This is a genomic window from Bacillus sp. OxB-1 (assembly GCF_000829195.1).
Lineage (GTDB): Bacteria > Bacillota > Bacilli > Bacillales_A > Planococcaceae > Sporosarcina.
In genome coordinates this window covers 101,177-116,490 of record NZ_AP013294.1, presented here as the reverse complement: position 1 = coordinate 116,490, position 15,314 = coordinate 101,177, and the positions used below count along the sequence as shown (strand labels likewise).

The 15,314-nt window shown below is 46.4% G+C and carries 13 protein-coding genes; 6 read left to right on the top strand and 7 right to left on the bottom strand.

Translation table 11 applies throughout. The features are described 5' to 3' along the window. Positions 1 to 9: 9 nt before the first annotated feature. Positions 10 to 813, bottom strand: coding sequence for a metal-dependent hydrolase (locus OXB_RS00670; protein WP_052483805.1), 804 nt, complete (start codon positions 811 to 813; stop codon positions 10 to 12). A gap of 178 nt (positions 814 to 991) precedes the next feature. Between OXB_RS00670 and OXB_RS00665 the strand changes: the two genes are divergently transcribed. The 4 genes from OXB_RS00665 (at position 992) to fahA (ending at position 4,855) form a co-directional block, all read left to right on the top strand. Next, entirely contained in the window at positions 992 to 1,315 is a 324-nt protein-coding gene (locus tag OXB_RS00665) for a DUF3870 domain-containing protein (RefSeq protein WP_041070908.1), read from the top strand. Positions 1,316 to 1,550: 235 nt separating this feature from the next. Then, positions 1,551 to 2,564, top strand: coding sequence for an LLM class flavin-dependent oxidoreductase (locus OXB_RS00660; RefSeq protein WP_041070904.1), 1,014 nt, complete (start codon positions 1,551 to 1,553; stop codon positions 2,562 to 2,564). Between the two features lie 24 nt (positions 2,565 to 2,588). Continuing rightward, entirely contained in the window at positions 2,589 to 3,563 is a 975-nt protein-coding gene (locus OXB_RS00655; protein WP_041070901.1) for a hypothetical protein, read from the top strand. Positions 3,564 to 3,571: 8 nt separating this feature from the next. Continuing rightward, positions 3,572 to 4,855 carry a fumarylacetoacetase gene (gene fahA / locus OXB_RS00650; RefSeq protein ID WP_084212355.1) on the top strand — a complete coding sequence of 428 codons (1,284 nt, stop codon included), beginning with the start codon at positions 3,572 to 3,574 and terminating at the stop codon, positions 4,853 to 4,855. Positions 4,856 to 4,953: 98 nt separating this feature from the next. On the opposite strand, the gene OXB_RS00645 is transcribed toward fahA, so the two are convergent. The 6 genes from OXB_RS00645 to OXB_RS00620 form a co-directional block, all read right to left on the bottom strand. Further along, positions 4,954 to 7,623, bottom strand: coding sequence for a CBS domain-containing protein (locus OXB_RS00645; RefSeq protein WP_052483804.1), 2,670 nt, complete (start codon positions 7,621 to 7,623; stop codon positions 4,954 to 4,956). A 126-nt stretch (positions 7,624 to 7,749) separates the two neighbouring features. Next, positions 7,750 to 7,998: a metallophosphoesterase family protein gene (locus OXB_RS00640; RefSeq protein ID WP_052483803.1), complete on the bottom strand. Its 249-nt coding sequence runs from the start codon at positions 7,996 to 7,998 to the stop codon at positions 7,750 to 7,752. Positions 7,999 to 8,122: 124 nt separating this feature from the next. Then, on the bottom strand, positions 8,123 to 9,049 hold the full coding sequence (locus OXB_RS00635; protein ID WP_041070895.1) for an AEC family transporter: 927 nt from the start codon (positions 9,047 to 9,049) through the stop codon (positions 8,123 to 8,125). A 30-nt stretch (positions 9,050 to 9,079) separates the two neighbouring features. Continuing rightward, positions 9,080 to 10,378 carry a hypothetical protein gene (locus OXB_RS00630; protein ID WP_041070892.1) on the bottom strand — a complete coding sequence of 433 codons (1,299 nt, stop codon included), beginning with the start codon at positions 10,376 to 10,378 and terminating at the stop codon, positions 9,080 to 9,082. A 185-nt stretch (positions 10,379 to 10,563) separates the two neighbouring features. Continuing rightward, a complete protein-coding gene (locus OXB_RS00625) occupies positions 10,564 to 11,970 on the bottom strand; it encodes a M20 family metallopeptidase (protein ID WP_269447821.1) in 1,407 nt (468 codons plus the stop codon). Positions 11,971 to 12,015: 45 nt separating this feature from the next. Then, positions 12,016 to 13,236, bottom strand: coding sequence for an MFS transporter (locus OXB_RS00620; protein ID WP_041070886.1), 1,221 nt, complete (start codon positions 13,234 to 13,236; stop codon positions 12,016 to 12,018). Between the two features lie 667 nt (positions 13,237 to 13,903). On the opposite strand from OXB_RS00620, the gene OXB_RS00615 reads away from it, so the two are divergent. Both OXB_RS00615 and OXB_RS00610 read left to right on the top strand, forming a co-directional pair. Further along, complete coding sequence (locus tag OXB_RS00615; RefSeq protein WP_041070883.1) at positions 13,904 to 14,647, top strand: urease accessory protein UreH domain-containing protein; 744 nt, start codon at positions 13,904 to 13,906, stop codon at positions 14,645 to 14,647. A gap of 318 nt (positions 14,648 to 14,965) precedes the next feature. Beyond that, on the top strand, positions 14,966 to 15,304 hold the full coding sequence (locus OXB_RS00610) for an ArsR/SmtB family transcription factor (protein ID WP_052483802.1): 339 nt from the start codon (positions 14,966 to 14,968) through the stop codon (positions 15,302 to 15,304). Positions 15,305 to 15,314: the final 10 nt, after the last annotated feature.

Sequence of the window (15,314 nt, the reverse complement as noted above, 5' to 3'; positions counted from 1 at the left end):
GCTTTCTGTCTAGTTTGCAGTTGTTGAAGTTTTCAAAGTGAATTCATGTTCTTCGCCGTATCCTAATACGACGACTTCTGTCCGTTCATAGTCCTGCAGCAATTCTTCTAATTTCTGATCATGCCCTACCATATATTCCACGATAGGGAACGCACCGACCAATTGCTCAAGCGCCTCGACATTCGCGGCTGTTTCCTTGGCCGGGAAAGTGTGGCTTGGAATAACGAAGTCAACGTCAAGTAAATTTTTGACAGCGTATGCTGCTTCACGCGGCCCCATCGTAAAATGACCGGAAGAGGAAAGTATAGCGATAGACGGGTTGTAAATTTCTTGGATCAATTTGATATCATACGTCAGTGCAGTATCGCCAGAGTGATAGATAGTATGCCCATCTGTAAATTCAAAGACGAATCCGGCCGCTTCGCCGGCGTATATCGGGGTGCCCTCCGTCTCGCCATACGAGGAACTATGCTTCGCGGGAACCATCGTAACCGAGGCATCCTCCAATTGGATGGCACCACCCAAGTTGATTGGGAAGACATTCTTGATCCCCTTTTGTAGCAGGATCATCGCTAATTCATATTGGGCGACAACGAGAAGTTCAGGATTGGAGTCAATCAGCTTCCGCAGACCACTTGTATGATCGAAGTGCCCATGTGTTAAAAAGACGGCATCGATCGTTTTGAAAAAGGATTCATCGTCATACGTTTGAGGACAGCCGGGATTCAAGTCAAAAAAAGGGTCGATCAAATAGTTCTTATTTTGTTCAGAAGTTAATAGATACATTGCATGTCCAAGCCTTGTAATTTTCAAATCTTCGCCTCCAGAAAAATTAGAATATATTGATATTTTAGTATTTGTATTAAGGAAAGTCAATTGTCCGTCAATTTTATTTAATCCGAAGGGCCTTTTTCTTTTTTTGCTTGAAAGGTCGAAAAACGTGCAAAAGTGCGATAAAATGATTGATGAAATAGAGAAAGAGGTGTAAGTCATGAATCAAGAAAAACAAAATGACCAAGTTCTGGTTGCCGGTTTTGCTCAACTCCCCAAAGGGACACCCGTCTTTGAATTGCAGAAAGTAATCGGTTGTGTGTTAGTAGTCGACACGCAAACTCATATTATCGAGAAAGCAACGTTCACATTTATACAAGCTATCACCAATGAATTTCTGGCTACCATTGTTGAAGGACGATCTATCATGGATGATTTGGAGGTAATCACGAAGGATATGGAAAAGAAGCTGTTGATACCTCCCCAGAAAGCTACGATACAATCGTTTGTCTCAGCGCGTAATCGTTATTTGGAAGAAAGATGATAATTTAGTGGGAAGCGCTTGCATTTATCTGAAGTTTCGTTATAATTGATATAACATAAAAAGGCCTTACCGTTTGCTGGCTAATCTATGGAGTGAAAGATACAGTTCTGATCTCTTGGAAGTAGATTAATAACCAGCGGTATGAAGTAATATGGAATCGAGCGATACGCTTATATTCCTTACTTCGTACTGTTGGTTTTTTTGTGTCTACAAACAGAATCTGGAGGGATACAGAATGGAATTTGGTATTTTCACAGTATTTGACAACTATAAGGAGAAGCTGGGCCGGTCGCATGAGCAACTATTGCAGGAGGTCTTGGATCAATCGGTATTGGCGGATGAACTTGGATATGATTCGGTCTGGTTCGCGGAGCATCATTTCAGCGAGTATGGGATCCTCACCACTCCACCCATGTTGTTGGCGGTGCTAGCGGAGCGGACGAAGAACATCCGGCTCGGCGTGTCAATCGTGACGCTGCCGTTCAAGAATCCGCTGCAGGTGGCGGAGGATTATGCGTTGCTTGACGTGCTGAGTAACGGCCGATTGAACTTGGGTCTCGGCAGCGGTTATCTGCCGCATGAGTTTTCGGGCTTCAACGTGGATGGCAAAGACAAGGTGCACCGCTTCAACGATTCGCTTGCGGTGATCGAGAAGGCATGGAAGGGGGAGCGCTTCTCACATGAAGGGGAGTATTACGAATTCAAGGATGTCAAGCTCGAAGTTGTGCCGAAACAGGAAGAAGTGCCGATCTGGATCGGAACATTGAGCGACCGCGGCGCCGCGTTTGTCGGCCAGATGGGCTACAACATCATGGGCGTTCCGTATGTCGCGAGCAATTCCATCGGGGAATTGAAGTCGATCATCGACGGCTATAAGGTGGAATACCGCAAAGCGGGACATGACGAAAGCAAGGTTAAAGTACCGCTCGCTCTCCATACGTATGTCGCGGAAACGCGCGAGGAAGCGGAGCGCATCTCCAAGGAGCATGTCAACCTTTATCTAGATACACGCCAATATGGCCGCAGCGCCCAGTTCGAGGATTTGGATGCGAAGGAGCAGCTGCTGATCGGCACACCAGAAGAAGTGATCGAGCGGTTGCGGAAATACCAAGACGCGGGCTGCGAACATATCATGATGCTCATGAACTTCGGGGGCATTCCGCATGAGGAAGTGAAAAAGTCGATGAGGCTGATCGCGGAAAAGGTCATGCCGGCGTTCGATAAGAGCTTTGAGACGGTTTCAGTATAATATGTAGCAAGGAGGATCATTAGTTTGACTCACAAAACCGACCTTAAGACACATAGTGTAGAAGCCTTTTTGAATACATTAATAGATTATGCGGGATTGTTTCCACCGGCGAAGCTCCCTTTGGATCAGGCAATCCGCAATTACGCATCCTATGTGAACGGGGAGGATGCGTGGATTGTCGGTCCTTTTGTCATACCTGCCGCATCCCTTGACCAATTGGATGAGCATATTTCTTTATTCACGGAAGAACGGCCTTTGCTTCTTTCCGTTCTTGGCCGGAAAGGGGAAGATGAGGCGACCTCCGTCCTTTACATGGAAGATGATTTTCAAAAAGTCGAGGAGCTGCGGGAGAGGTATGGAAAGGTTGTTCAAGTGGACTTTTTCGAAGTGGCAATGCCTTCTTTGAATCCGGGTAAACCGTATTTGGAAAAAGTGCAGAAAATGATGGCGGAGCATCGGTTGACATGTTATGCCGAGTTGCCGATCCAAGGAAACGATCCGACATGGTCTGATTCACTGTCGGACGTGTTATCCAAGGTTTCGTCCATTAATAAAGGGTATTCTCAGCCTTTGGGCGCGAAGTTGCGCAGCGGGGGAATCACAGCTGAGCTCATCCCCTCTATTGAAATAGTCGCCTCTTTCATCCATGGCTGCAAAGAACATAAAGTTCCATGTAAGTTCACTGCGGGTCTTCATCATCCGATCCGCATGTATCGGGAGGAAGTCGGGACGAAAATGCATGGCTTCGTCAACGTGTTTGCAGCGGGGTTGCTCGCTTATGTGCACAACTTGGAAAAGCCCCGCATAATGGAAATATTGAGGGACCAAGCCCCGTCCAGTTTTTCATTCCAACCGGAAAAACTTGTTTGGAATGAGCTGGAAGTGAGTGTGCACGACATGAAAGAGTTGAGAGAACGGTATCTTTGCTCTTACGGTTCCTGCAGTTTCGACGAACCGCGGGATGAGTTACGGGCATTGGATATTATCGAAAGGGGTTAATGAGTGGAATGCGATCATTTATTCAAGTGGCAAGCGATTGCCATTTTCCGATTCAAAACTTGCCTTATGGTGTATTTAGTACGAAAGAGAATGATGTGCCTAGGATCGGGACTGCCATCGGAGAGTACGTCGTCGATTTGTCTATATTAGAAAAGGAAGGATACTTCGAAGAACTATGGGAAGATGGAAAGCTATTCAATGAGCCTACCTTGAATAAATTCATGGGGAAAGGTCAAGAGGTTTGGAAGAAAGTCCGCCTCATTTTACAGCGGGTTCTCCATGAAGATGAACCCAAATTACGCGATGACCAGGAGTTGCGGGAAAGGGCGTTCATTCTTCAACAGGACGTAACGATGCATCTTCCGGTGAAAATTGGCGACTATACAGATTTTTACGCCTCTAAAGAACATGCTACCAATGTGGGAATCATGTTTAGGGGAAAAGAGAACGCACTTATGCCGAACTGGACGCATTTGCCGGTCGGCTACCATGGCAGGGCAAGTTCTGTTGTCGTGAGCGGCCAGGAATTTCATCGTCCGCAGGGACAGGTGAAGCCCGCTGATGTAACAGTTCCGATATTCACACCTTGCCGTCAGCTCGATTTTGAGTTGGAGATGGGCTGTTTCATCGGATCTGGGAATGAACTGGGTGACCCGATTTCGGTGGACAACGCGGAGGAACGAATTTTTGGCTTAGTGCTCGTCAATGACTGGAGTGCCCGGGATATTCAAGCGTGGGAATACCAGCCATTAGGACCTTTCCTAGCGAAAAACTTTACTACCTCGATTTCACCGTGGGTCGTCCCATTGGAAGCTTTGGAACCGTTCCGTGTCGAGGGGCCGGAACAGACCCCTGAACCATTGCCGTACTTGCGGAAATCTAAAACGGATTCGTATGATATCCATCTAGAGGTGCATCTGAAAGGCGCAAAGCTGGAAGCGCCTCAGTTGATCGCCACGAGCAATTATAAGTATCTGTACTGGAGTGCATCCCAGATGATTGCCCATCACACGATTACCGGCTGTAATTTGCAGACAGGGGACTTGCTGGCTACCGGGACAATCAGCGGCTCGGAAAAAGAATCCAGAGGCAGCTTGTTGGAGTTAACGTGGCGCGGAACGGAACCGATAGAGTTAGCTAATGGAGAACAGCGCAGTTGGCTCGAAGATGGGGACGAACTGACAATCACGGGATGGTGTCAAGGGGATGGCTATCGGGTCGGATTTGGAGAAGTGAGCGGGAAAGTCTTGCCGGCTAAGGTCTTAAAAGAGACGGAAAGCGTAATTCAATAAGGAATCAATCGAACAGGCGAGGAACGTAGTCATCTTCCGTCGCCTGTTTTTTGCACTCATTTCACATCACTTCTCCATCATAGTGGGAATATATATTCCTATCCCCTTGCCGTTGAGCCTCGCCCTTCACACGCTTGAAGAGGGAGACATCTTTCGGGAGATTCAGTGGAACGGCAGGGTTTCCTGAAAAGCGGGCAGCCCGATGAAGTATTGCACAGCCACTCTCGGGCTTGTTCTTTTGATACGATTTGCCCATTCAGCTGACCCACTTCCACCTGCAATAGAATCTTGGAGAATGAAGGACCGGGTGTAAGGCCAAACCTCACTAAATCTTCTCCCGTCAAATATTTCGGAAGATGATATCGGCGGTTCACATAATCGATGACTAGTTGTTGCTTTTCCATCTTCTCCGCGGCCAGAATAAAGAAAATCGCTTCGTCTGAAACATCCTTCAGGATAGGGTGATAATCCCCGATCTGATCCGCTTCAGCCCATTGGCCAAATTGCTTCAATCCTACGATTTCCTTCCACAACTTCATATCTTGTTTCGTCAGAGCGAACTTTTTAGCGGCTTGAAGGCTTGAGCCGCAATAGAACGGCAGCAAGAAGTATTGGAACCAGTCCAACTGATTTCCTTGGCGGCCTGCGGAGTTGTCACGGTACAGCGCTTGGAGTTTCTCCGCGATTATACAAGCCGGGTTTTCCGTTTCGTCTTTGATTCCAAATTGCTGCCAGAATTGGAGTTCGAATAATCGGCGGATGACTTCGGACGGGTTGCCTTCTTTGAAGAGCCGTTTCATCTCCTCCACGATGCGGGATGCTGTCAGATGTATGACATTCCCAATGGAGTTCAATGCCAGTTTTTCGGTTTGCTCATCCATCCGGAATTGATAACGCCCTTCAAAACGTACCGCCCGGAAAATGCGTGTCGGATCTTCAATGAAACTGATGTTGTGAAGAACTTTTATCTTCTCCTCACGGATATCCTCCCGGCCGCCGAACGGATCGATGAGCTCGCCGAATGTATCTGCATTCAGACGGATCGCCATCGCATTGATCGTGAAATCCCGCCTCCGCAGATCTTCTTCTAAAGTCGATGTTTCAACATCTGGCAAAGACGCAGGACGCTCATAATATTCGAGCCTTGATGACGTCAAATCGATGGACAACCCTGACGGATGGAGCCAGGTCGCTGTGCCGAAGCTTTCGTGTTCGGTCACTTTACCCCCGTACTCCTCCTGCAGTTTTTTTGCAAATAGGATTCCATTGCCTTCCACGACGATATCGATATCATCATTCGGTTTGTCCAGAAGGATGTCCCGCACAATGCCGCCAATCAGATAGGCCGGGATATCCATCCGGCTTGCGGTTTCGCCGATCTCCTTCAACAAAGAGAACACGTCTTCCGGCAATTTCGATTTCATCACATCTTGCAAATGATGTTGTGAGACATCAGATTTTTCATCCGACTCATCCGGGAACGTATCACTGTGCAACATTTCAATAATATTCGTCCTCGTTACAATGCCGACCATTTTTCCATCTTCGACTACAGGCAGCCGCCCGATATTATGCTCGATGACAAGCTCCTGTATTTGTTCAGCTGTCGTTGACGGATCGATTGTGATGACATTCGTCGTCATATATCCTTTTACCGGCGCGTGTCCCAAGCCGTGGTGATTCCCTTTGTCGAGATCCCTTCTGGTGATCAAACCGACTAACCGGTCATCCGCCACAATCGGATAACCGGAATGTCCGTAACGGTACATGAGTTGGCCTGCTTCCTCGATTGTCGTGTCAGGGGACAACGTCTTCACAGGATGGGTCATGATGTCCCTTGCGGAGATGGCCGGCTTCAACATTAGATCCAAATGGTCGGTCACCTCGTTGAACACAGTTTCCAGGTCGCCTTTTTTAACCGTTGCAGAGCCCGCATGCTTATGGCCTCCTCCGCCAAACATCTGGAGAATCGGCAACAAGGTGATCCGGTCGGAATTGGCACGTCCCACGACATGGACATTGTTTTTCATCTTGACGACTGTGATCGCCGCGTCCGTCCCTTTCGCTTTCAATAATTTAGTTGTAATCGTGGCGAGCCCGTTCTGTGGTTTTTTCAACTGCCAAGAACTGACGGCGATTTCCAGTCCGTCCACTTCGTGAATGGTTGTCTCGGAAAGGAGGTGGTCCAGCAACTCTTGCTGTTCAGGCTTTAGAACTTCTTCTGAAAAACGTTGCACCATTTCCAGACTCATCCCGTTTTCGAGCAAATAACCAGCCATTTGCAAATCGCGGGCTGTTGTGTTTTTATATGTAAAATTCCCGGTATCCGTATAAATTCCCAGTCCGAAAAGGGAAGCTTCAAACTCGGAAATCGGAAGGCCCTGTTTCTGGATCTCTTCGAGCAGCAACGTGACGGCGGCTCCTACAGGTTCGACAATTCCTTCATCATACACGACATCGGTTTCCCGCTTTGGGTGATGGTCATAGACGACCAACTTCCGCTTTTTCTCGTCAAAGTCTTTCGGGATCTTCCCTAGCCTGGAAAGGGAGGCGACATCGACTATGATCATCTCCGTCACTTCGTCCCAATCGACATGGATGTCCCGTACGAAATCGAGCGTATCCCGGTAAATATTCAAAAAGCGTTGCACCCGGTTGTCCTGCTTGTCCGAAATGACGAGGCGGGCGTCCGGATAAAGTTTCTTTGCGGCAATCATCGAAGCGAGCGCATCGAAATCCGTGTTCACATGTGAAATTATTACTTGCAACTGCATTTCCTCCTGCCTGGCCGATGGTATTTGCCGAATCAAGCACATGAAAGTTCGGCTCCTTTTATTCATTATAGCAAATTCTGTAAACCGATTCATAGGGCAGTGAAGGGGAAGTGAGAAATTTCAAGGAAGAATGAGTTCGATTTCAACCGTCCGCTTGAACGGGAACGACCGGCGAATGTCTTCATCGTCCACATTCCCAAACACTCCGATCACCTTCGCATATTGCGAAAGCTCCTCATACACTTGCATCGATTTCCAATCGCCTGCGTGGATGATGAGATCCGCCGCTTCACACGCTTCTAGCAAACGGCTTGGCAGCTTGTTCTGACCGCTGGGGAGATGAGTATCAGCCAAAAGTATAATTTTCATTTTGCATTCCCTCCGAGTCTTTTGATTTCTTGTTGGAAACTGTCACCAAAGAAATAGATTTGCCGGGTTCGAAATCAATACTAGATTGTTTCTAACCCCGGCTTTTAATTCGGACGACATTATCTTAAACAAACAATATCCCGGATAAATAAACGACAAACGTGACGGTGATGGCGCTTAAAATTGTCGTGAACAGAACCGTTTGGGCCGCCAGATCCGGTTGAATATCGTATTCCAATGCGAGTGTCGAACTGTTTCGGGACGTCGGAAAGGAACTTGCGACAAACAGTGATTGGGCTACAATTCCGTCCAGTCCGAAAAGATAGATGAGAAGCAGGGAAACAGCCGGACCGATAATAAGCCTCCCTAAACTGGTGACGAGAATAGTCTTATTTAGGATTGTCCTAAACCGAATTTGTGCCAGTTGAGCTCCCAGTAGTACAAGTGCGATTGCTAAAAACGCTTCAGCCAGATGACTGATCGGAATCCAAATGAATGTGGGTATCGGAACATGTAACCCATTTAACAAACTGCCAAGCAACATAGCATGAATGATTGGCATTTTTAAAAGCGACTTCAGGATTTCCAACCCGGATTTCGTCGCGGAAATTAAATTATACAATCCGTATGTATACGTTAAAATATTTTGAAATACCATGACGATAATTTGGATAGAGATGCCTAGGGGATTCGTCTGAAATAGCAACTGACTGACCGGTATTCCATAATTCCCTGAATTGATCAAGGAAATGCCATTTTTGAATATGGCCGATTCACTTTTGTCCAATCTTAAAAGTTTGCTTAATATAACACTAACGAAGATTAACAACAGAGCAAAAGTGATTAAATACCCGATAATTTCAAGGAGAACCGGGACATCAATCTCCGTCTCATAAATATTGATAAAAACGGCAGCTGGCATGAGGCAATACGTGATCAAATTCGAAATCGCCCTTAAATTGAAGGCAAATTTCCTTTGTAAACTCGCGCCTATTACTAATAAGATGAGAATGGGGACGATTACCTGCAAGAAAATCGATCCAATGAACATAAAATCCTCCCCTTCCTGATTGTAAAGGTGTCACCAAGACAATTGGTAGACTTTCACCGGTCGTCCTCTGGAATAATGCGATTCTTCGCCGACGCATTCTGCGATGTTCACTTTGCATAAGTCGGATACGATCCGCTGCGCGTTGCGTTCGCTCATTTTCAAATGAATCGCCAAATCTTTTGTGGTGAACGTGTTCCAATCCATTTTTCGAATTAGAGACTCGATTCGTTTAAACGTTTTGACACTAATATGACCTTCATTCAGTCTCTCCAGAAATTCTTTATCGTCGGTTCGGTACGAATAGGTGAGTTCGCCTTCGTCTCCGGCTGCATCAATCATCGTTCCATCTTCTTGCACGATAACGATTTCCTGCTCCTCTTTCCCTTTCGATTCCCGAATGGCCCGGTACGCATTCGTTTCCGCTGTAAAGACGGTCTGTCCGAAACCGATGCCGACCGCCACTCTGGAATCCGCTTCAACGGAAAGGTAATTCACCTTCTCTTTCAATGATCGAATATCCTGTTCCACCGCTCCTCTTGTGCTGAAAATCGCATATCGACCATTTCCTTGTTCGAACAGGGAACCGTCCAATCGTTCACAAAGTTGAATGAGAGTCTTTTTTAAGTCGAGCTCTAAATAGTCCAGTTGATATGATTCTTTCATTTTTTCCTTGATGGCATCGTACGCTAAGATTTCCATGATGACTACGCTAATCTGGGTGTCTTTATAATAGGAAGTTTTGATTTTTTCAAAGAACATCCGAATGGTATGTACGATTTCGTGGCGGGTCGGCGACAGCCAAAATGCTGGAACGCCGGCTTGTTGCAAGTCTTCATAAACTTTCGGGTAGCAAGTGAATGCTGCATCGATCTTATCCTGCTGCCATAATTCATAGTGGAACTCAAATAATGCTTCCGCCTGGATGTCTACATTGAATGTTTTACGGTACAGTTTCTTTACCGATTGCTCTAATGGGAGTAAATCTTTTTCATAAAAATATGAGTCAATCAAATCTACACTGATCCGTTCCAGCATTTGACCAGAGTCCGCGGAAAGTTTCAAAATCCCTTTGTAAATGCTTAATTCACTGGAATCGATATGAACGAAGGACTCATTCGGTCCGACTGTATTCACTGCGATCTGATAAGGGATATAACCTGAAAAAAGCCAAAAATCCACAGGTGTCTTCGGGTTCACCACAAAATCTTTCACTTCGGCCGTTTGGTGATAAATATAAGGAACGAATTCCAATTCCTTTTCAATCTCTTTCGCCAATGTCAGAATCCGATTCACCGATTGATCTGGACCGACGACCGCAACTTTGTACATGAGGATTACCTACTTTCTAAGCATAAATGTTAACTAATTTTACCGATAAGACGGGATGAAATCCAGTGCACCCGGTTTTCTATGTCTTGACCAATTAAAAAAGAGGCTGGATGGTACCAGCCTCAAAGCAAAGATTCTATTCATATCGCAATTGGACACTGATGTTCAGTCGGGTGATGACGAGATTATTTCACCGATTCAGGAATCAATGATTTGTACGTCTTCCCGTCCAATCGTTCTTCCAATTCGGTTTTCGCCTGTTCAATCAATTCCTGACTTTCCATCAATTGGATTGCGGTAGAAGCAATGATTTTTGCTGCATGGAGCATCCCTTTATGTCCAATTGAGGTGGCTCCTTGTGAAACTGCTTGCCACGTATGAAGGGGAGTGCCGATTGCAAAGCAAGCAGTTAAGCATTGCATCGTTGGGACGACCCAGCTGACATCCCCCACATCGGTGGAACCCGCCATCACGGCTTCCGAACGATGGTAGGGTGGAATCAGATCCGCAATTGCTCTTTCTTTTAATTTCTTCACCGTTTCCCGGTCACGCCCTGCATACGCATTGTTCACGTCTGCCTCGGATAGTGTATCACGGATTTCTCTTGCGAATTTCAATTCCTTTTCATCGTAAGCCGGGAGTTCTACTTTTGTCATGTTGTCATACATCACGTCTGCCAACACGGAATTAGGGATCAAATTGGAAGCCGTACCTTCAAATTCAACGTCAAATGTTGTCCCTGTCATCAAAGCAGCTCCACGCGCAATGTCGTAGACCCTTTTGTATAGTGATTGCACTTCATCCTTCTCGGGTGCCCGTACCAGATAGACGACTTCAGCATGTGCCTGTACTACATTCGGTGAAGCGCCGCCTGTATCGGTGACAGCATAATGGATCCGCGCATCGGGAACCATATGCTCCCTTAAATAGTTGACACCGACATTCATCAATTCCACTGCATCCAGCGCACTACGGCCTAAATGAGGCGCCGCAGCAGCATGGGCGCTTTTACCTTTGAACTTGAAGCGCGCAGAATAATTTGCGAGTGTCCGCGTATCCATCAGACCAGGCACATCCCATGGATGCCACGAAAGGGCGACATCCGCATCGTCAAACAGACCTGCCCGTGTCATGAACGCTTTTCCCGATCCATTTTCTTCAGCCGGACATCCGTAAAATCGGACTGTCCCTTTTAATTGATTTGACTCCATGTATTCTTTAACAGCTACCGCAGCAGCAAATGCACCTGTGCCCAATAAATTATGGCCGCAGCCATGTCCATTTCCTCCATCTACGACGGGCTCAGGATGAGGAAGTCCTTTTTTCTGGCTCAGTCCCGCCAAGGCATCGAATTCTCCAAGAATTGCAATGACCGGTTTTCCTGATCCATAACTCCCGATGAAAGCAGTTTCCAGCCCTGCGACACCCCGTTCGACTCGAAACCCTTCCTCTTCCAATGCGCCAATTAGATAGGCGGATGATTGACGTTCTTCAAAGTGCAGCTCCGGAACATCCCAAATCTTATCGCTTAACGAAATGAATTTTTCTCTCTTATCTTCTACCAACTTGGATACCGTTTGCTGTAAATCCAACATTCATTCCTCCTTCTCATCAATAACCGTCGCATTGATGTCTCTTCAGCCTTGGGTTTGAAGCAATGCGCCTTTGCGGTAATTCAATGTCAACAGTGAAATCGTGCAGATGACTGCAAAAACGATGAGCATCCCAAATGCGGCATTATACGATCCATTGAACGTCTGAACAATAAAACCGATTGCCAGCGGTGTGATGAAGCCAGCTAACTGACCGCCTGTATTGGCAATCCCCATGCTTGTCCCTGTAACTGCGGATGGAAGCCTTTTCAAAATGATGGCAGGTAAAAGGAGCATGACAAATGAAATGAAAAAGATCACGATTGTTTGATATGTGACGAAAATCGTTACACTTGGTGCATTGTACATCAGGTATAACAAGACACTGACCACAACACAAGCGACTGCCCCTACGATCTTTTCCTTACCGAGCGGAAGTTTGTCAATCACATACCCTGATAAGTACATCGCAGCAACCATCGCAAAGCCCGGAATTGTTTGCGCCCATCCAAGTGAAATGAGATCAAGCCCTCTCTCATTGACTAGATAAGTCGGCAACCATGTCGCCAAGCCCCAGTTAATTGCGTAAATACTATAATAGGCGATAAACAAATTCAACATCAGCGGTGTTTTCATCAATTGGATAAAGATCCCTTGCTGTTTCTCACCTGCTGGTTTTGTTGTCACTACATCTTCACTATCTGCAGGCAGTTTGATAAATGCCCAGTAGAGAGCTGTAATGAGAATCCCGATAGCCCCCAGGATGAAGAAGGATACACGCCAGCCGATTGTTGTCAGCATATGGGCGGAAAGAAGTGGTACGATCAGCGCTACAATCCCGCCGGATGACAGCATAATGGACATGGCCCAAGCTCTTTTATCCAATGGAAACGCTTGCGAGATCAGCTTTGAACTGGAAGGCTGGAATCCCCCTTCCCCGATTCCGAACAGAAAACGGATCATAATCATCGAAGTCAATGACCAAACCGCACCGGTCATTGCAGTAAAGATCGACCACATCAGAACGGAAACCATAAGAACCCTTCTAGAACCGAATTTATCCGCTAACCAACCTCCTGGGATTTGCATCAACGCATACCCTGCAAAAAAACTACTCAAAATAAGCCCGGTACTCGTAGGGCTCAATTGTAAATCTTCCGTGATGGACAGAACGGCGTAATTGATAAAGTAACGGTCAAAGTTCCCAATCGCCCAGCCAAAAAAAAGTAAAAGTATAATCAGATTTCTCTGTTTCACAGAAACCATGAGAGATCCCCCCTTTTCATTATGTAAATTCATTTAACGCATAATAAACGAAGTCTTCGCTTATAAAAATACTATAAATAAAACTTTTAGGCAACGCAATATATTTTTCTCTATATATCCCGAATCATACGTGAACGTCCGCAATTTCCTTTTATAGCAGCTGATGGTGTGAGTTTACCCTTCGCTTCAGACAATGAAAACTAAAGAAGAGAAATGATTGGCTTATTTTGTATATCCATAGAAGCAACTATTGGAATAAACCAAATATGCGGGCCGGGCTGGTGGGTGTGGCAATGGGGTTTATTTTAAACAGGAAGATGGAAGCTTGGCATATGAGCACATGGTATTCCAACAAAAAATGGGATGGCGGATTATTTACTGCACTTTTTGTCGGAGCACTGTTGGAAAGGAAGGGTGGTTTCCATTTTCGGCAATAAATTACAACATGCCATTCTAGAGGGCAGCATAATATAAAAGGTACGCATACCTTCCGCGGAGGTGGGCTGTATTTCATTTGCATTATCGGGCTTCGACGTTGATAGGGTTCATTGTAGGGAGAAGGGGTTGTAGGCTTGGCCGGGCAATTACACTTGATGACAAAAGGAGAGGGGACGCAGTAGTTTCAAGAAGGCGAGATTACCTTAAATGAAAGAGATGGTGCTTTAATATGGATGCTTGGCTGTCGAGCATGAGTCAAATGATTTCGGAACCGGTCACCGCCATGATCAATACATATGATCACTACCCGCTTGTCATGGCATTGCTGCTCGGGTTGCTTGGGGCGCTGGCCCCTTGCCAGTTGACCGGTAATATGGGGGCGATTACGTTGTATGGCAGCCGGTCGATTCAAATGAAAGAGAATGGCGGAGAGATCGTTGCCTTTATTATCGGAAAGGTCGTTGTTTTTAGTGCGATCGGCGTGTTGGCCTGGCTTTTCGGACAGTCGTTTGAGGAGACGATTACGTCCTATTTTCCAGTGTTCCGTAAAGTCATCGGCCCGCTAATTATTGCGACGGGTTTGGTGTTGCTGGGGGTTCTTAAATTACGTTTTCTCGGCAAACTAACGTCGCATATCCCCATGCGTCTGAGAGAGGGAAGACTCGGTTCATTTCTGTTAGGCGCCAGTTTTGCCATTGCGTTTTGCCCGACGATGTTTGTCCTGTTTTTTGTCTGGCTCATGCCGCTTGTCACGACAACTTCTTATGGACTGTTTCTTCCGGCGGTCTTCGGCTTGGCCACTTCGCTGCCGCTCCTGCTACTCCTCTTGTTCATATGGTTTTTTGATGCAAAGCGGCTCGTCATGAGGTTCAGCATTCGGGCGGGGAGAATGGTGCAAAGGGTTGCGGGAATTCTGCTTATTATTATAGGAGTGTTGGATACGATCACCTATTGGTGGGGGCATCATGCATAGAGTCGGCGTGCCAGTTGCAAAGATTGCAGTTGCAAAGGTGACAGTCACCTTTGCAATTCAAGAACTATTCTGAATTGCACTGAAGTTGTCTTGGTGACTGTCACCCCATGCCGATAATGGAATGAAAGTGGGCTCCTGCTGTTGCGGGAGTTTTTTGTTTTAGTGAGGTGGAATCTGTCATGGCGCCGGCGGAATCTACCCTGGGACCGGCCAAAACTCTCATGCCTCGCAATATCCACTGAGAAAATACCCCTACCCTTCATAATTCCAATTGTATATATAAGCATATGCTTATATACTATCAAAAGAAAGGTCGTGGTGAAGTTGATTGACATTCAAAGTGCTTCCCGACTGCTAAAATTGCTCGGGGATCCAACTCGGTTGACGATGATGAAATTGTTGCAGTCCCATGACTGTTGTGTTTGTGAGTTTGTCGCGATTTTCGAGATGAGCCAGCCGGCGATCAGTCAGCATGTACGGAAATTGCGGGAGATGGGATTGGTGACGGAAGCGCGCCGCGGTCAGTGGATCTTCTATTCCATAAATCGCGAGCATGCGGAGTATCCCTTTATCCAGCGAATCCTGGATCAGCTTCCAAGCCAGGAGGCGTCCGTCCATGATTTGAAGACAAAAGATTTACGTATTAGTTGTGAGTGAAGGGGAGACA